The organism is Methylovulum psychrotolerans, from assembly GCF_002923755.1.
GTDB classification, from domain to species: domain Bacteria; phylum Pseudomonadota; class Gammaproteobacteria; order Methylococcales; family Methylomonadaceae; genus Methylovulum; species Methylovulum psychrotolerans.
In genome coordinates, this window is record NZ_PGFZ01000018.1 from 25844 (window position 1) to 43299 (window position 17456).

14 protein-coding genes and 1 pseudogene are annotated in these 17456 nt (G+C 50.5%); 10 read left to right on the forward strand and 5 right to left on the reverse strand.

Features of this window, described 5'->3' with window-relative positions; genetic code table 11:
- Positions 1-44 precede the first annotated feature (44 nt).
- From brxC to AADEFJLK_RS26135, 5 genes are all read right to left on the reverse strand, one after another.
- Positions 45-3650: a BREX system P-loop protein BrxC gene (brxC, locus tag AADEFJLK_RS21345; RefSeq protein WP_103975698.1), complete on the reverse strand. Its 3606-nt coding sequence runs from the start codon at positions 3648-3650 to the stop codon at positions 45-47.
- 28 nt (positions 3651-3678) lie between these two features.
- The gene (locus AADEFJLK_RS21350; RefSeq protein WP_103975699.1) at positions 3679-4266 is read right to left on the reverse strand and encodes a DUF1788 domain-containing protein; all 588 of its coding nucleotides are present in this window, start codon (positions 4264-4266) and stop codon (positions 3679-3681) included.
- The gene (locus tag AADEFJLK_RS21355; protein WP_211299298.1) at positions 4266-4859 is read right to left on the reverse strand and encodes a DUF1819 family protein; all 594 of its coding nucleotides are present in this window, start codon (positions 4857-4859) and stop codon (positions 4266-4268) included. Before AADEFJLK_RS21355 ends, AADEFJLK_RS21350 begins: the two co-directional genes overlap by 1 nt.
- A gap of 62 nt (positions 4860-4921) precedes the next feature.
- Positions 4922-5830: a WYL domain-containing transcriptional regulator gene (locus AADEFJLK_RS21360; RefSeq protein ID WP_103975700.1), complete on the reverse strand. Its 909-nt coding sequence runs from the start codon at positions 5828-5830 to the stop codon at positions 4922-4924.
- A gap of 600 nt (positions 5831-6430) precedes the next feature.
- Positions 6431-6670 carry a hypothetical protein gene (locus AADEFJLK_RS26135; protein WP_103975701.1) on the reverse strand — a complete coding sequence of 80 codons (240 nt, stop codon included), beginning with the start codon at positions 6668-6670 and terminating at the stop codon, positions 6431-6433.
- A 583-nt stretch (positions 6671-7253) separates the two neighbouring features.
- Here AADEFJLK_RS26135 and AADEFJLK_RS21370 point away from each other — a divergent pair.
- From AADEFJLK_RS21370 to AADEFJLK_RS21415, 10 genes and pseudogenes are all read left to right on the forward strand, one after another.
- Positions 7254-7736, forward strand: coding sequence for a glycine-rich domain-containing protein (locus tag AADEFJLK_RS21370; RefSeq protein WP_103975702.1), 483 nt, complete (start codon positions 7254-7256; stop codon positions 7734-7736).
- Entirely contained in the window at positions 7702-8439 is a 738-nt protein-coding gene (locus AADEFJLK_RS21375) for a class I SAM-dependent methyltransferase (protein ID WP_103975703.1), read from the forward strand. The genes AADEFJLK_RS21370 and AADEFJLK_RS21375 overlap by 35 nt, the downstream gene beginning before the upstream one ends.
- Positions 8440-8567: 128 nt before the next feature.
- Entirely contained in the window at positions 8568-9437 is an 870-nt protein-coding gene (locus AADEFJLK_RS21380) for a TauD/TfdA dioxygenase family protein (RefSeq protein WP_103975704.1), read from the forward strand.
- Entirely contained in the window at positions 9425-13690 is a 4266-nt protein-coding gene (locus tag AADEFJLK_RS21385; protein ID WP_103975705.1) for an ATP-binding cassette domain-containing protein, read from the forward strand. Before AADEFJLK_RS21380 ends, AADEFJLK_RS21385 begins: the two co-directional genes overlap by 13 nt.
- A complete protein-coding gene (locus AADEFJLK_RS21390; protein WP_103975706.1) occupies positions 13683-14429 on the forward strand; it encodes a class I SAM-dependent DNA methyltransferase in 747 nt (248 codons plus the stop codon). The genes AADEFJLK_RS21385 and AADEFJLK_RS21390 overlap by 8 nt, the downstream gene beginning before the upstream one ends.
- Positions 14430-14432: 3 nt before the next feature.
- Positions 14433-15281: a CmcI family methyltransferase gene (locus AADEFJLK_RS21395; RefSeq protein ID WP_103975707.1), complete on the forward strand. Its 849-nt coding sequence runs from the start codon at positions 14433-14435 to the stop codon at positions 15279-15281.
- Positions 15282-15288: 7 nt separating this feature from the next.
- Entirely contained in the window at positions 15289-16023 is a 735-nt protein-coding gene (locus tag AADEFJLK_RS21400) for a hypothetical protein (RefSeq protein ID WP_103975708.1), read from the forward strand.
- A gap of 174 nt (positions 16024-16197) precedes the next feature.
- Positions 16198-16491, forward strand: a complete 294-nt coding sequence (gene tnpA, locus AADEFJLK_RS21405) for an IS66 family insertion sequence element accessory protein TnpA (protein WP_103975709.1) — start codon at positions 16198-16200, stop codon at positions 16489-16491.
- Positions 16479-16829 carry an IS66 family insertion sequence element accessory protein TnpB gene (gene tnpB, locus AADEFJLK_RS21410; RefSeq protein WP_103975710.1) on the forward strand — a complete coding sequence of 117 codons (351 nt, stop codon included), beginning with the start codon at positions 16479-16481 and terminating at the stop codon, positions 16827-16829. The genes tnpA and tnpB overlap by 13 nt, the downstream gene beginning before the upstream one ends.
- 162 nt (positions 16830-16991) lie before the next feature.
- Positions 16992-17402: pseudogene (locus AADEFJLK_RS21415) on the forward strand (transposase domain-containing protein); the annotation flags it as partial.
- Positions 17403-17456 lie beyond the last annotated feature (54 nt).

The following is a 17456-nucleotide window of genomic DNA, read 5'->3' on the forward strand; positions in this document are numbered from 1 at the left end:
AAATTATTGAGTATCGCCGGAGAAAATGCAAGTCATTGCGGATTTCACTGAATCCGGGCTTTTTTGCCTTCCCGCAGTATGGCCATCAGGGATTGCCTGAGTTTGGCAAGGTAAGCGTCCACTTCCGCTTCGGTTTCCAGATAGCTTTTGTCACTGAGCGCTTGGGCATTAAGCACTTTAACAGGTTTTGGCGCGGTGTGGTTGCTGGGTTTGCTGACGGTTGCCGTGCCGGGCGCTTTATCGCCAACCAGCGGCGGCTTTTGGCTGGCGGCAATCTTATCCATTGCCGTATCCAATAAGGTGCCGGTCTGTTCGCCCAGATAGCGGATTTGGGGGATGCTGGCCAATCCGGCAATTTTGCTTTTGAGCTGTTGCAGCGGGTATAAGGCCTTATTGCGCAAAGCCATATCCGCTTGCACTTGCGTCAGGGCGGTGTCAATTTCGGCCAGCTTCTCCCCAATGGCCAATAAGGCGTTTTCCCGTTCGCTGTCCGCCAGTCGCCCGTTAACCGCGCCGACCGTGCCGAGTAAAGGGGCGATACGGTTGATCTGGCCGTATGGGGCCGGATTATCCCGGATAAGGTTTAGCTCTTTGAGGGCGTTGGCGGCGTTACCGTCTTGCTGCAAGGCTTCGTGGTTGTCGGCAAAATTAGCCAATGCGTCCAACATACGCTGCCAGGTTGTCAGTTGGGTTCTGTAGAAACTGGTGACATCGTGGCTGTCTTCCCGCAAATCCAGCCAATCGTCTTTGCCCGCCAGGAAGGTGTCGATGAATTCGTAACTGTCGCGGATCGCCAGTTGTTTGCCTATCTTGGCAAGGGTCTGGTCAATGACGGTTTTGCCGGGATGATATTTCCCCGCCGCCACATGGCTGGTGTTTTTGAGTTCGTTTTGCCAGAGCGTGAAGCTGTCACGGATATCCGCGACCAAACCGTCCTCCTCTTCCCTAGGCAGTTTGGCAAACAATTCACGGTGCAAGTCGCGTGCGCGTTTGAGCGAGACGCTATCCGCCGATTTTCGTTTGAGCAGGGAGACTTGTTTAAAACGGACGGCTTTGGTCAAGGGGTCTATGGCCGCTTTGGGTTCAATGTCAGCGCCTTCGAGCATCAATTTGATCTCACCCACCATGTAAAGCCGGGCGACTAGCAAGACGATCTCCCATTCCGGTTTCCAGCCCCACGGGATGCCGGTAAACCGGTCGATGAGGTCGGACAGCAACACGCGCTTTTCTGAAGCCGCCAGTAACAGGTATTGGCGCAGTTCGTTGACCGCGAGCGGGTTGAGTTCTTCGTTTTGGGTATCCGGCAACAGCGGCCTAATGTCATCGCCGGCAAGGACGGCTTTGATTTCGGCGACGGGGTCAGGTGTGCGGTATTTGAGATAGGGCAGTTTGTAGTAGGTGTTGCCGATCAAATAATTGCCCAGTTCATCCAGCAAGCCAGCCGGGTTAAGTCCCGCCTTAAGGTCGGGTTTTTGCCCCAGCACATAAAAATCCCCGGTCACCATCAGTGTGCCGAGCTGTTCGGTCAGGCGCAGTTTCCGCTCGCGGTTTTCATCCTTACGGTCAGCGAGGATGCGTTTTAATGATGGCGTGGCTTGGTCGGCCTTAGGGCTGATGATGTATTTTTCAATTTGCAGGTACAGCGTCAGCTCTTCATAAAGGCGTTGGCCTTCCGCCATGCGCAGGATAGCCCGGCCTGCCGATTCGCTGCTGCGTAATACACAGGTGGCCTCGTACAGCTTTTCATAGTCATCGCCTAAGGGCGTGAGTATTTCCAGCGTTAAGGCATGGTGGGCGGTTTTCCACGGCGCACCATCAAGCAGGCGGTTAAATTCGTAGTCGCCTTTGGTGTCACGGTGGCGGACTTTGGTTTGGCTGCGGAGGATGTCCTCGAAAACCAGTTCGGACAGCAAGCGGGCACGTTCTGAAGCTGACACCTCGACATGGCCGAGTTCCCTGGCGACATCGCGTTCTTCATTGGTCAGGAAAAACCAGTGGTCGCCGTTACGGCTGACCAGTTGCTGTTGCTCCAGCCGGGCCAATGATTCTTGGATACGGCGTTTGAGCTTGAGTTTGTCGGCATCGACTTCCTCAAGACACAGCGTCGCCAAATTGTCGATGGTGGGCTTGATGGTTTCTGAAATGTAGCGGATCAGGAACAAGGCCTTGAGCAATTGGGTGTCGTAGGGTTCCAGTGCCGGGTTATCAGGGGCTTGGTCAATCGACTTTTTGGCGATGCTGTCAATAAAACTGTCGATGGACGGATAAAAGTCATACAAGGGTATTAGGGCGTTAATGGCCTTGCCGGCGTTTTGCACTGCCGCCGACTGGAAGGCGTCCAATAAGGAGCGTTCACCGCGTGACAAATGTTTGCCGGTCGCCCCCACTTTGCGGACCGACTCGAAGATTTTTTGTAAGAGTTGGAATTGGTAAGGGGTAAACGGATAAAAGGCGACAAATTCCGCCGCATCCTTAAAGCCCCGCAGGTGGGTGGTATTGCCCTGAAATGACAGTTGGTTGTTGATAATGTCGCCTTTTTGGGCATAGATGTCGCGTAAGGCCACATGGGCGGCTTCGGTTTTGGACAGCAAACGCTCACCAATCACTTCGTCGGTGTTGGAGCTGGCCAAGGACAAGCGGGTATGGAAGCGGGCTTGGATTTTGGAAAAGTCTTGGGACTGGGTTTTGTTGGTGCCGCCGATGGCAGCGTCAATATCTTCTTGGCTGGTGACGATCACCCAGGCGCGTCCTTGGCACAGCGTGCCCAACTGCTCGACGATAGTTTGCAGGCTGAGCATCAGTTGGGTGTTGTCGCCGATAAACTGCCCGACTTCATCGGCCAGAAAAATGACCCGGTGGCCGTCGGGTTTGCTGTCCAAATAGTCCCGCACCAACTTTGCCAAGCCTTCAATGTTGATGCGGTAGCTGTCACGGGCGTTGTCAAACCAACGTCCGGCGGATGCTTCCGTCATGTTGAGGGCTTGCGCCAAGGCGGCGACCACGTCATCACGCAGGAAGTCCACCGCATCGCGTTCCTGTTCCCAGGCATTGCCGTTTTGGCTTTGGAAGACGGTTTTAAAGGTGCCGTAAGCCCCTTTGGCGATCAGGTAACGCTCCATTTCGGCGATATGCGGGGCATCACCACACAGCCCCAGCTTTTCGTTAAACACCCGCAGAAACACTTGGACAATGGCGTCGCGTTCGGATTTGGCGTCCGCTTTGGCATCGATGTTAAACAGGATGACATCGGCAGTCCCTTTAATGGCCCGATGGATGTCCGCCAACAGCAACGGGTCTTTGATTTTCTGTCCGTCAAAGAAATCCGCCGCTTTTTTCCGGTCGCCGGTGTTGGGGTCAACCGCCTCACGGTTTTCCAACAAGTAGGAGAGGATTTTGATGTAATGGGATTTCCCTGAGCCGAAGAACCCGGAAACCCAAACGCCCATCCGGGCGGTAATGGTCGGGTCTTTGGGCTGTTCGGCGGCGGCCAGGTAAGCGTCGAAGAATTTGCGGAAGTATTCGGTAAGCTGTTGGGTGACGACGTACTCTTCCAATTCCTGCCAGATGCTTTCCGCATCCAATTGGTCGGCCTTGATGACCCCATTGATCGGGCGGTCAATCGGCTTGGTGAACAGTTCCTTTATTTCCATCTGGCTCTTTTCTCTATTGGCGGCGGTGTTATTGCGCTTCAGGTATCAACCTGAAGGCACGGTAGTAATGGTCTTCGGACAGTTTGTTGAACAGGCGCAATGAATAGCCGTCGTAACGGCCCGGGTAAAACATCAGTAACGGTGTTCTGCCCATTAAGGGATGCAGCGCCGACAGTAAGGTGTGCGTCCTCAGCAGGGGATACGCGCTGCCGACCCCCCACAGGATCAGCACGTCGCAGTTGTCCAGACCGGCCATCGCCACGATTTTTTGCGCCAATTTGTCTTCCTTAAGCACGGGGCGTAAGGCGGACAGGATAGCATCGTCACCTTTAGTGCGCTGCATTTCGATAGCCTTGTCGAGCAGCTTGCGTTCCTCAAGCACTTGGATCACGAGGTCAAATACGTTAACGGCTGCCGCACGGATGGGCGGTTGTGACTTGTTCAGCCGGGCGATCACCGTCCGGGTCAGAAAATCCCGCATGTCCAGTTCGCGTTCGGGCGGATAGTCAAAAATCCAAAAGCCAATTTCATTGCCGAGGCCTTTGCTGTTTAAGAAGTCATCGGAGGCAATTTTCGGCAGGATTTGATTGAGCCGTTCTTCAAAAGTCAATGCCATCAGACCCGCTCCAGCAGTCCGATTAAGGCGGTGTCGCCATGGGCCGACAGGTAATGCCGGACATCGGGATGTAAAGATTGCGGGGTCAGTTTCATGCTGCCGGAATTTTCAAGATAGTTGGCTTCGGCCAGGATACGGCGGATAACCTGGAATAATTTGGCTTGTGTTGCGGCCGACCAGTGCGCCACGGACGGGTCCCTATGCCGGCATTCGCTTAAGAAGCCGTCCCAATCGAGCGGGGATAGCGCCAAATCTAACCGGCGTTGATGGCCGATATAAACGTCCCTTATATAATCGGCCAGCAATTGGCTGTGCTTGGCGGCGGCAACCAATAAAAGTTGGATGCTCACCTCTTTTTCCCGATGGGCGATCATGTCCCAACCGGTGTCATCAAGCGTCTTCAGGCGTTTTCTGATCAAACCGGCTTGGCGTAACGCCGTGGCCGGCGCTTTCTTTTGCAAGAGGTTATCGTCAACTAAGGCCTGTTTCCAGGCCTTATCGTCAGGACGGCCCAATAAAAATGCCGCGATACGGCGGCTTTCCAAGGGCATCAGGGAGCCGGCGGAAATTTCTGCGTTGTAATAAGCGTTCACAGTATGTTCAAAAATTGCCCATCATGTAATCCCCATCCGTTTTTCGGACGGCTCTGTTAAAGCTATAACGGCGCCTCGTACCCAGGCGCAAACACTGCGCTTGATACGTTATATAAGGCAAGGTGGTTCCTAAGCCAAAGCCGATATTCATTGCCTTTAAGGCGGTGGTCTGGCGAACAATCGACAAGCCAATGCCGAAGCACATAGCCGGCGGTGGCCGCCCTGACATTTATCCGCAACACCCCCGCTATCATGCCATAGTCGCCTTCAATAATTTGGGAATGTTCTTGGTTTGGGTGCGGTACCAAGTCCAGTTCCACTATCCGGTTCCATTGTATATCCGCCCCAGGTAGCTCATGGCTTTCAATGGGGCTATTGTCAACCGACGTGGTTGCCAACATCCTGGTAAGGACAAAGTCACGGAACTCGGAGGATTTCCGGTCATACGCACGGACATGCCAACGGAGGCCATCATTGACTAAGGCGAACGGAATGATTTCACGGACGGTCGCCCCGCTGGTGAACGATTTATATTCCATGCGGACTGCTTTTTTATTATAGATAGCCCGTGTGACCGGCGCGAGGATGTCGATGGACGGGTTATTTAACGTCAGCGGAAGTTCGCAAGCCAGCAAAGCGCCCATGCTAGACCCGCCCTCACCAAAACCTTGGGATAAGGCCGTTAACACCCGCTCCGAAGCGTGTCGGAACGCCGCCGTGAAACCATCCCCCAACACATACCGTTTAGTTTTGCTGTCGAAATTGATGTTTTCCGGGAAGGTGTCCCGGTATTGGGCAAAGTCCCTGGTGGCGACGGCAGGCGCTATCCCAAACCGTTGGATTAAATCCTGGCGCCGCGCTTCCCCAAGAAAATACAGGCGGAATTCAATGTAGGCCAAACGCTCCCTTTGTGCGCGGCTTAAATGGTCTAGCCCATTCGGAATAAGGTTTTCTAAGTGTTTATTTTCCATGATTTCAAGTATAGCCAATAAGACTATAACAAGCAATCAAGCACATTAATTGACATAACTAAAACGATTATATAGAATAATCAAAATATTTTTTAGGTATTATAGTTATAACTTAACACCAAGCCATAATATCGATAATCGACCAAACTTAAAATTTTTTTATACTAATAGATAGTGATGAAGATAGACCATTACCCTTTAGGGGAATGAGTGCGTAAAATCAGGTATCAATATAAAATTATCCGAAGCAGGACACAGGTAGCTATGGATTAGTAAAAGGTTGACTGGCAGATGCTGACTTAGCTCTGCTTTTGCAACAATTATTTGCCGGCTAGTTCGCACAGATTAGATGCCTTCAAAAATGATCGCCTCGTGTTGGCAACCCGTACCGGTCACCGCCGCGAAGCAGACCAGCCCATCGGATAAGACGGTACAGCCGGGTTCCAAGTTGGTTTTCACTCAGTCGGCAATAGCCTTGCTAATGAAACCCGGGGCGGGGGATAGCTTGATGTATACTTTGAACGGTCAAGTTTTCGGTTAATCCGCTCGTGGTGAGCCTGTCGAACCATGGGCGGATTAGCCGTCCACCCTTCGACAAGCTCAGGGCGAACGGCTAATCCTAAAACCGAAAACTTGACCGTTTGAAGTATATAAAGGATGTCCGCTGTCATCAAACGACAGCGCGGTGTCAACAGTAGGTGATTTAGGTAACAAAAGGCGCTTTGTTTCAGCCCACCAGTCCGCTTTGCTGCCGATGAGTTCGCCGCCAAGATAGGTGTCATCAATGTCGACCCTGCCGCTGAGGGTGTAGTTCACATCACGCTCGAACATCGCTGTCATCAGCTTGTGCTGGAGTAGCTATGCCGTGGGATAACTGACACTCAACAGCCTCTTCAAAGCCAATGCGGTCAGCCCTTTCGGGGCTAGGCTGATGTGAGGTAGGTCGCCAAAAACCAAACCGTCAACGGCGAGCGGGTGCTTTGGAAGAGCGTCCCGGCGGTCAGTCACGTTTGGCGGCAGCAGGCTTTGCACTGGAATGTTTTGTGGAAACTGATTTTTAAACACGCTATGGCCGGTTCCGCCACAACAGGGGCAGAAAAACCCTCAGTTCAGCGGGCTTTGCTCAAATTCGGCCTCACTTGCGCTTCGCTGCCGAACTGCTTAAGAAACGCAGGCCTCGACAGCCCCGGTTGGAATTGAACGCGGTTTATCGGCATGATACGGCCTCCTCAAATGAAATAGCGTTTAATATACGCCGTCCTTTCGCGTAATACTGGATTTGGCTAAAGCATCTCGCCAATCAGAAATATATTTGCCAAAAGCAATTAATACATACCCCTAATGTCATTTTAAAAGTTTGTGATTGACTGCACCTTGAAAAAGTGATGATTATACTCTCGACCATTTATCCAGGAGAAACAAAATGAGTGTCAGCAGTACTGCCCCACTGAACTTTGAAGAGTCGCGTGCGCTTCTAAATGATGATCATCAGCTTCAAGAGGCTTTGACCAAAGTTGAAACTATCGATTTTTCCATGCTTACCCGTAAGCTTGTTGAAGAACATGGCTGGACTGGCGAGTTTTGCCAGGAAGTTGAAGATTTATACCGCAAATTTCTTGCGCTCAACATCCGCTATCCTGAGAAGAAGATTTGCCCTACTGGTCCTATTGATGAGTTTTGGCATGCCCACATATTGGATACGAGAGCTTATGAGATGGACAGTAACTTCCTCTTTGGTAAATTTCTCCACCACTTCCCCTACTTTGGCATGCGTGGGCTAGAAGATCGCGCTAACTTGGAAGCAGCATTCCAAGAATCCATTGACTTATTTGTGTTGCATTATGGCATTGACCCAACCGCTGGCGATGTGAATGCTCGCAGCTGTGCGCCTCAAAGATGCCCCTGATATGGCAGAAATTAAGCGCATCTTCATGTTCGACCATGCTGAAGATGTTCGCCTAGAAAAAAGAAACCTCCTCTTTTGGCGTGCTTTGCTGGGTCATATCCAAGCAGATCGAGCCATAGAGGCAGGAGCTACCATATTGGATGTCGGATGTCATCGCGGCGGGTTGCTTGAACTTGCCATAGACCGATTTAAACCTGCAAGCATAATCGGCATTGAGCCCTTAAAACCAGCGCGAAACGCCGCCCAGCAGAAGCTTGGTATCTTTCGGGGGCATGTTCAAATTCTCAGTGAAAAGGAGTGGAATCGTATTCCTGACACCTCTGTTGATCTCTTGCTTTCCCACGAAGTTTTGCCATTCTTTGACGATCTACAGTTCATAAGCAAACAGATGGGGCGCGTTCTTAAGCCAGGAGCCTTTGCTTATATGGTGTCTGGTTGCCATACTGAAAATCCCCTTTGGCCTAGATGGAAAGAAGCCCTTCAAATTCAAGGCCACGTTGTCTATGATCATTCTCCCCTAGACTTGATGAGAGCGGTCAGTATAACTGGATTTTCACCTTCAGTTCGTCCATTACGAGATAGCGGCTGGGCACACTATAATCCTGTAGAACAGGATGTTTTCAAGTATCCATCAGTGCAGGCTCTTCTGGATCACCAATTCAAACACAAACTTCTCTTCCGGTTTCAACGGTCATCAAATTAAGGGCTGATAATGTTTGTAATCATAAGTTAAGGCTACTTCAAAAACCTGTGCTACAAAGTAGCCAAGCTTTCCAAAGAGTAAAGTTAATAGGATATAAATTGACTAGCACATAATGAGAATAAAGCCTGATGAATACCATTGAAATTACTATGTCACCTGCTGTGTCCCATCTTTTAGAAGTTACCGCTAAAACACATAGGATTGATAGCCTTGAGCAATACTTTCTCGATCCAGCGTCATCACAACTTGATTTCACATTCGAACCAGAATGGCATGACTTTGTCGATCAGGTAAGCAATGCATGGAAAACTAATCATCATATGGTTGTTCGCAATATGCCTACGGATAACGGGGCGTCCACTCTGCTTGCCGCCTTAAGCTTGCCTGCGCGATTTAAGCCTTACCGAGACCAAAAAATCGTTAAGCATTTCAAAATGTCGCCTTGGACTGAGGAGCTTTCCCAAACCATTAAAGAAGGCCATTTTCATACAGACCTTAACACAGCTCCAATACCACCAGCAGCTACGGTGATTCACTGTATTAAGTCTGATCCAGATCCAAAGATGGGGGTGTCCCGCGTGGCATTGCTGTCTGATTTGATCAACCACTTGGAAAAAGTAGGAGCCACAGAAACCCTCACATTTTTGACCGAAACCCAGGTAGATATGGTTGATGAGCGAAAGCAAAGTGCTTGGTCTGGCCTGATTGTAGAAAGTGATGCCATTCGTTTCCATCCAGAGACCTTGCGTGCAGCTGCAAGACGGCTTAATTCTCTGCCCGAGGATTTGGAAGCTTATTTAGCACAAATCCATGAGAGTGCCTTGGCCGTATCAGAGCCCATACATCTGGCACCAGGTGATGCCATCTTTGTTTCCAATAAACGCGCGCTTCACTATCGCGGTGCCTGTACTGCACAATTTACTATGTTTCCACATGAGTTTCAGACACGTGAAATCTATGTTTTACATCTACAGGAAGAGCCTCAATGGAGCGTCTGAAGATTGACACTATTGAAGTTATTGGAGCGGATGCCAACAATCTGCGCGATGTAGATGTTCATTTCCCCATAGGCGGTATTTCTATGGTGGTGGGGATGTCCGGTTCTGGTAAAAGTTCACTTTTAAAAAACGTTCTGGCCACAGAGGGCAATCAGCGTTTGAAGGATTTTCTTGGTGTCGGACAAAATCACCTCGATCCTCCTTTGAATCATGCATTTGTGGGAGCGCTGCCCGCTACAATCCATGTAGGTCAAAGGGCATTCCGCGCTTCCTCGAGAACGACGGTAGGAACTGCCAGCGGACTTTTGTCATTGCTGCGCCAGATGTTTTTGCGCTGGTCCTACCCAGTGTCCCGCGCGACGGGGCATCCGGTCAATAGGCCCAATGCGATCGACTATACAGACTGGTTGCTTGAGCATCATTCTGGGAATATTGTGGTTTGGGCGATTCCTCTTTCCTTTGTAGCCAGCGATGGCATGGACATGGCTCAGCGCCTACTTGACCTTGGCCTCAAATCAGTCATCGTACGTAGTGAGACCGATTCACCACAACAATGGGAAAACGGACGTCTAATTCTCCTTGCTAATTTCAAACCACTTTCGCTCAAGTCTCGGCATCTTGTGGAGGTAGAGATTGGAAGCATCAACCTTGGCACGCGAACCGTAAAGAACGACCAGAAACTTCGAGATCTCCTCGACCTTGCTTTTAAAGCAGGTGAAGGAAAAGTTTTTGTGGAAACCCTACATAGCAATATACAAGATTTTCAAGGCCCCAACGGGCCTGGGCTTGATTCACGCCACCACTGGGTGACACCAATGGATCAAAGGATTTATCGTCCAGCAGATCACCATCTTCTTTCTTTTAATGCCCCCGATCACGAGGCCAGTGGAGCCTGCCCCGAGTGCCGGGGCTTGGGCAAAGCTGCGACCATAGACATTGATGCGCTCATCAATAATTCTCAACGCTCCATGCATCAAGGAGCCTGTGCCCTTTGGAGTACCAAGAATTATAAGTTCGTCAACATCCAGCACTCTACCATCGAAGGTCTGCGGGGCATGGCTGGTTTTGATCCCGATATCCCTTGGAACCAATTAAGTAAGGAAGCGCAGAATCTGATCTTGAACGGCAGTGGTGCTGCTCTAATTACCGATATTGAACCTAGCACTTTGCGCAAAATGAGCAAACCACGCCCCTATCCCGGCTTGGTTCCTAGCATTATGAAACACATTATCAATGGCAGTAAAACTGGAGAGCATCTGGCTTTTTTGATTCGAGATGGTCGCTGCTCCCTGTGTCAAGGAACCCGCTGGTCTCATGCTGCCCGTTCTCTGATACTTGGCCATCAAACTATCGACGGTATACTACAAATGAATTTTGATGAACTAGCAGCACTCTGTCAGCCTTCATCAATTTTTGCTCAAACACTTCCTTCTGAGGCGGCTCCCTTCCTAGCTCAGATTTCGCGCCTTACTGAAAGCTTAGTTGGTGTTGGACTTTCCCATCTGAGTGCTGATCGCGGCATGCTTGAAATCAGCGAAGGGGAATCCAGGCGCATTCGTCTTGCCGCTGTTTTTGATGGGCGTCACCGTGGGCTTTGCCTTTTACTTGATGAACCCGCCCGTGGTCTTCACGACGAAGATGTTCTCAGATTGACTGAGACCCTAGAACAATTGCGCGGACAACACACGCTCATTATTAATGAACATCGGCAACAGCTGGCTCAAGTAGCCGATCACTTTATTCAGCTTGGCCCCAGTGGCGGACCTAAAGGCGGGCAGATTACTTATGTCGGCTCCGTACCTGAGCAATGGTGGGAGTCGCCCGTGGAAATGAAACGGGTTGCGCGACCCGTGGATGTGAATGGGCCTTATCTTTTGATTCGTGGTGCCTGTTGTCACAACTTAAACAATCAAGATGTATCCATTCCTCTTGGGCATTTGATTTGTATTACCGGTATTTCCGGTTCTGGCAAATCCAGCTTTGTTCACGGTGTGCTCAAACCAGCGCTCAATAATCCCCAGAATCCAAATCCCCAAAGCTGGCGTGAAATTGAGGTCACTCAACATATCAATGAGGTGATCAGCCTTGATCAGGGCACGCCGCCAGCCAATCGACACAGCACCGTGGCAACTTTCCTGGATTTAGCTAAAGCGCTACGCAGCCATTACGGCAAACTGCCTCAGACCATACACGCAAAGCTCAATGACCGGGATTTTGGGCTAAACAGTGGTTGTGGTCGATGCTCTGGGTGCCTTGGTATTGGTGAGACGAAAGATGGTGAACATTGGATTCCCTGTTCCAGCTGTGGGGGCTCTCGTTTTGGCAGTCTGGTGCTATCCATTCATGATCACGGCCTCAACTTTTCCCAACTCCTCGACAAAACCATGGAGCAACTGCTCGATTTGCATCACCCAGCAGTTGCTCCCTTTATTCCCTTCATTAAATCCATCACCAACCTTGGGCTTGGCCACCTTTCCCTAGGGCGTCGTTTAGATACCTTGAGCGGCGGAGAGATCCAGCGTTTGCGCATTGCCCGCCAGCTTAACCTCAATAATCCACACGGTTTTGTGCTTCTGCTCGACGAACCTGCCTCTGGACTTCACAAAAGAGATGTCGCCAATCTGCTTAATGCCCTGGATCACGTTCTCGCCGATGGCAAGAATACAGTTATCTTAGTTGAGCACAACCTCTCAATTGTGGCCGCCAGCGACTGGATTATCGAATTTGGTCCAGGCAGCGGACCAAAAGGGGGTACTGTGGTTGCTACCGGGAGCCCCGACCAATTATGCCATACAGATACCGCCACAGGGAGAATGCTGCTTAACTTTGGGAAAGCTGGAGTAGCGAAGGAACTATCCCTGCTTACTCCAAACAAGGAGGCGATGACGATCAATGCAGCCACAGCTGCAAGCACCTTGCGTTGGCTACGACGTCTACTTGGCGACGACATTCCGCCCAGCACCTCCCCTCAGGGAACTGTAGTTTCTACTCCCACCGTTGTCTTTCATCCAGAGAAGTTGGGTCAAACACGCCTAATTGAATATGGCGGACTGGATCGCGAACTTCTGACTCTCATGCTTGAACTTCAAATGATAGGCGATTCCCGTTTTTCTATTCAAAATATCCTAAAATGCTGGCAAGAACATCCAAAAGCTGAGCTTTTTGTACACCCTATAATTCAGGATATCTACATTTGGGGAAATAATCTACCCACTAGCCTTATAGAAGAGCGGCGTAAGCAGTTGGTATCTCAGGGTTATCAGTGGCTTGAGGCTAAAAATATCGCCAAAATCCGGGTTGGCGGTATACCCTTTTATTGCCCTCAAGATGCCAACATGCAACAACGTCAGGAAACTCTCGATACAGCCATTGCCGTTGGTGGCGGTTATGTAGAGCTGTGCGAAGATGGCCATCTTCTGCATAGTTATACTAGGCGTCTAATTGACCTCGAAGGTATGCTTATTGGCCCCCTTAAAATATCGCCATACGACTTACAACATAACGGGCAGCGAGGCAAATGTATTGCTTGCAAGGGTAGTGGGCTAATTATGACTTATGATTCTCGCCTGATTTTTGGGCTGACAGATCATCCAATCGAAGAGAAAGTAGCCTTACATCCCCGAGCACTAGAAATTCTCAAGGGAGTTCACCGCAACATTTTGTTGCCATTCCTGAGGCGCATGAACAAGGAGGGACTTTGGCCTGCCAAGAAGCCGATAAAAGATTGGTCGACAAAAGAACAGGACTTGATTCTGCATGGCTTCTGGTGCCGCCCTGGTCCTGGGAGTTTCCTGAAAACAGCAAATATTAACTCAAATGAAGTGGTCTCCTGGCTGCGCTGGGATGGCTTGTACCATCATCTTCGTGAAAACCTTGACCAAGGCCTTCAAGACTGGCAACGGCAGTTGTTGGAAAGCGCAAGAGAGCAGCCCTGTCCCACTTGTGACGGTCTGGGACTCCTGCCGTACATCCAGCTAATCACCTTTGGCGGAAAGAATTACGGAGACTGGATCAAGCAAGGTACCGTCAGAGAGCTTTGGAGTGTGCTGCACAAGCTCCAACCAGAGGGTGGGCGCCTCAAACATCGTCGGGAGCGCCTGCTTGCTATCCTTGCAACTTTGATAGATAAGGGCTTTGGCCATACCTACCTGTTCCACCTCATATCTCCCGATGTTGCAGCCCAATTTGTCCCACTGGTTGTCAGCCAGTTCACCCTGATGCCAGTCCTCATGGAGTCTCTTGCCAGTGATTGATGCAAATAACTACCAACTTTACGGTGCTTTTGGGGATCGTTATGATCTTCATACCCCGGCCCATCACTACCAACACGATCACCAGTTTCTCATTCAGCGGATTCAGAATATTGGTGGTCTTGGTCGAATTCTCGACATTGGTTGCGGAACGGGGGTCTTTTTAGAGAAGGCTCTTGCCGCTGGACTCGATCCAATTGGCTTGGATCCCGCACCTGCTATGCTCCAACTTGCCAGTCAAAAGGTCGGAATGAGCCGCGTACGTCTCAGGCGCATGCAGGATCTTGATGACCAACAAGCATTTAACGCAATTACCGCTCTTTCCTGGTCGCTTAACTATTGTCGTGATTATGGAGAGCTTTGTACGGTATTGATGCGATGTAAAGAAGCATTGCATCCAGGTGGTGGACTATTTCTTCAGGTCGCTCATGCACCCCATGCAGCCACGCAACCCCCCGATTTCTTTGTGGACTACGAAGCTGGGCCCGGTGGTCCCCAAGATATTGTTTTGAAATACCGTTTTTGGGCAGCCGATCATCAAACCATGATGGCCGAATATAACTTCGAATGTATATCTATGGCTGATTCTTTCCGTGAAGTCCATGTGCTTCAGGTTGCAGATGCCATGCTTGTTGCTAGCGCCGCAGAGGAAGCGGGGTTTATCGACTTGGAAATCCTAGAGGGCTATGGCGGTGACCCTTTGAAAAAAGCCATCAATCCGTTTATCTTTGGAAAAGTTTAGGCTATGAGTAAGCCGATTGTGGTAAGACTTAGTTACTATGTTTGTTTTGTGCGATATAAGGATTATGTGGAACTTCAACACACCGCTCGTAATATGTGTTATCAAATAGATTTGGAAACATTCCATCGCCTACTTTACTTTGGTAATTTTAAGGCTTTCGAGGAGGATCTTAACTTCTGGTTTGATAACGGAATTTTAGTAGCCCCGTATTTGGATACCTTTGAACTACACAAAGGGAAGAAAGAAAGCGAAGCTGGGCTCGCTAATGCCTATCACAAATGGTATTGGCAACACGAGGTGGAGACAGAACGCGAATATCGCTGGCTAGGCAAGGTAGCGGTGAAGATGCCAACCGATCTCTTTTTCTACCAGGAGACTTTGTCCGAACTATCTAGGCGGCACGTCCTTGAACTTGGTTATGGTCAAGGTGGTTCATTGCATTTCTTTAGTAGTATCGTCGGCTTACTCGGCGGCGGACTGGTAGTGGGGGTCGATAAGGAAAACAGTGCCTCGGTCATTGATGCGTCGTCCGATTTACCAGTAATTCTAATTCATGGAGATGCATTGTGCAACGAGACCGTTTATAAGGCTCAAATTATCTCCCAAAACTACGACTTGATTGTCCTTGATCTCGGGCCATCGCATATCAATTATCAAGCTCTAACTCTGTGGACACCATTGCTTGCGCCTCAGGGCGTGCTTGTGATTGAAGATCTTTGGGGAACAGACGATGAGAATTTGATTCCTAGAACGATTGATTTGCTTTTATTGGATAATCCGCAATTAGCTTTTTACGAGCCAGCCCGTCGCTATCCCTTTTTGAAGGGAATTGTTTTGTCAAACTTGGGTTAAGTGATAGATGAATAAGATTATCCAGACTATTAGCGAGAATCTAGCTAGGGATGGCTATCACTATGATCCCTGCTTTGAGCCCAATAATCTATCCCTTACCCAGAAAAAAGATATGTTTGTAGCGTTTGCCAGTCAATTTGGAGAGATATATCTATCTGAGAGTGAGTCTGTTCTTCAAACTAACCCACAACCTACAGCTCCGTCTTGGATGCCTTTTGATCGCAGCGCTCAAATCGGTTGGCATAATGATTTTACCACGAAAAAGGTACGACCTCGAATCAGTATGTCTTGGATTGTCAATCAAGATCCACAGGGGCCGATGAAAGGGGGGTGGCGTTTAGCATCCGCGCGAGATGTAATTACGGTAATTCGAGGTATGAATGATGGCGTTGAGCGCGTAGCAAGGCTGGCACAGCCTATTTTCCCCTTTGGTTACTTGGGTGGAGGGGCGGTAAAGCATTTTCCTATTCTTAAAAAAGCGGATGGAGATCAGATGCGTTTTTACGGACGTGCGCTTCGAGAAGGGGTACGGCTAAAGACTCGGCAAATAATAACAAAGCCAGAACTATTGGAAATCGTTCAGATTGTGGAGAATGCTGCCGATATGGTAGGTTGTGTGAAACCCGCCCACCAAAGTGCTTTAATGGTGGTAGATAATACACGTTCGTTGCATGATAGGCTGCCACAGACGATTGATGGTAAGCAGCTATTACGCATGGCCTTGCTATGTTTTGTTGTTTAGGACTAACGCCACATCCCTATGGATGAGGGCAACCGAATCGCCTTCGCGGTCAATCATCTGCACACCAAGGGTTTGAGAAAGCCTTGCGCGTCCAAATGTGTAAACGTCTAACCCAGCCACCTAGGCAAACCTGATAGGAACTGTCATCCTTGCCCTTTTGTATGGGGAATAACGGTGGGATTATCAAAGAAGTGGATTGGGCATATTGAAGCATGGCAGGCCAGCGGCCTGCCGCAAGCGGATTATTGCCGGCAACAGCAACTGAACGCCAAAACCTTTGCGGCACGATTGTGCGAATACCGTCGGGGGCAACCGGTATTGCCGCCGCCTCCGGCCTTCATTCCGGTACAAGTCCAAGTGCCGGCATCCGAACCTTTTGTGCTGCGGCACGCGGGCGGCCACAGTCTTGAGTTGCCGCCGGGCGTGTCGGCGGCTTGGCTGGCGGAGCTGTGGCGATGCCTGGGCTGATCCCATGCCCGCCGCACATTTGGCTGGCGGTGTCGCCCGTAGATATGCGCAAGGGCGCCGACGGCCTGTCGGCCATCGTCCAGCAGGGGTTGGGGCATACGCCGTGCGCGGGCTCCGCGTTCGTGTTCCGCAACCGGGCGGGCAACCGCCTGAAGCTGTTGCTGTGGGACGGCAACGGCGTTTGGTTGTGCCAACGCCGTTTGCACCGGGGCGGTTTTGTCTGGCCAAAAGCCACGGACAGTTGTTTTTCGATGACGCCGGACGAATGGCGCTGGTTGGTGGCCGGGGTGGATTGGCAACGTTTGTCGGCGGCCCCAGCCGCACATTGGCAACCCTGAACAGACAGGTTCCGGCACCTAAAAAGCACGCCGAAAATTTGGGGTAAACCCAGTATTGACAAGGCATACAGGTGTTTTTTTGGTATAATATGACCTATGAACCCACTCGCCGAACTCGACAGTTTAGACCTCGACCCCGCTGCCAAAAGCCAAGTGGCGGGTATGATCCGGGCGTTGCTTGAGCAAACTGTACATGATGCGGAGCTGTTGCATCTCAAAGACGCGCAAATCCAAGCCAAAGACCTCAAAATCGAAGCCCTGACCCACGAGCTCGCCCATATCCGGCGTATCCGCTTCGGCGCGAAAAGCGAAACCTTGCCGCCGCTGCAACGTGACGTGTTCGAGGAAACCTTGGACACTGACCTTGCCGCCATCGAAGCGGAGGCCGAACAGCTTCAGGATGGCCAGCCCTGCGGCACAGTGGCGAAACCCAAACGCCCCCGCGCCGGACGCCAACCCTTACCCGACCATCTGCCCCGTGTCGACCACCACCATGAGCCGGCATCCTGCACTTGCGGGCATTGCGGCAAAAACCTGGTCAAAATCGGCGAGGATGTCACCGAGCAACTGGATGTCGAGCCCGCCAAGTTCTTTGTCCGCCGCCATATCCGTCCCCAATATGCCTGC

What these genes read in the sequence shown, in the direction of transcription:
- brxC (WP_103975698.1), bottom strand. Translation starts at nt 3,650, where the DNA reads ATGGAAATAAAGGAACTGTTCACCAAGCCGATTGACCGCCCGATCAAT.
- AADEFJLK_RS21350 (WP_103975699.1), bottom strand. Translation starts at nt 4,266, where the DNA reads ATGGCATTGACTTTTGAAGAACGGCTCAATCAAATCCTGCCGAAAATT.
- AADEFJLK_RS21360 (WP_103975700.1), bottom strand. Translation starts at nt 5,830, where the DNA reads ATGGAAAATAAACACTTAGAAAACCTTATTCCGAATGGGCTAGACCAT.
- AADEFJLK_RS26135 (WP_103975701.1), bottom strand. Translation starts at nt 6,670, where the DNA reads ATGACAGCGATGTTCGAGCGTGATGTGAACTACACCCTCAGCGGCAGG.
- AADEFJLK_RS21370 (WP_103975702.1), top strand. Translation starts at nt 7,254, where the DNA reads ATGAGTGTCAGCAGTACTGCCCCACTGAACTTTGAAGAGTCGCGTGCG.
- AADEFJLK_RS21375 (WP_103975703.1), top strand. Translation starts at nt 7,702, where the DNA reads ATGCTCGCAGCTGTGCGCCTCAAAGATGCCCCTGATATGGCAGAAATT.
- AADEFJLK_RS21380 (WP_103975704.1), top strand. Translation starts at nt 8,568, where the DNA reads ATGAATACCATTGAAATTACTATGTCACCTGCTGTGTCCCATCTTTTA.
- AADEFJLK_RS21385 (WP_103975705.1), top strand. Translation starts at nt 9,425, where the DNA reads ATGGAGCGTCTGAAGATTGACACTATTGAAGTTATTGGAGCGGATGCC.
- AADEFJLK_RS21395 (WP_103975707.1), top strand. Translation starts at nt 14,433, where the DNA reads ATGAGTAAGCCGATTGTGGTAAGACTTAGTTACTATGTTTGTTTTGTG.
- AADEFJLK_RS21400 (WP_103975708.1), top strand. Translation starts at nt 15,289, where the DNA reads ATGAATAAGATTATCCAGACTATTAGCGAGAATCTAGCTAGGGATGGC.
- tnpB (WP_103975710.1), top strand. Translation starts at nt 16,479, where the DNA reads ATGCCTGGGCTGATCCCATGCCCGCCGCACATTTGGCTGGCGGTGTCG.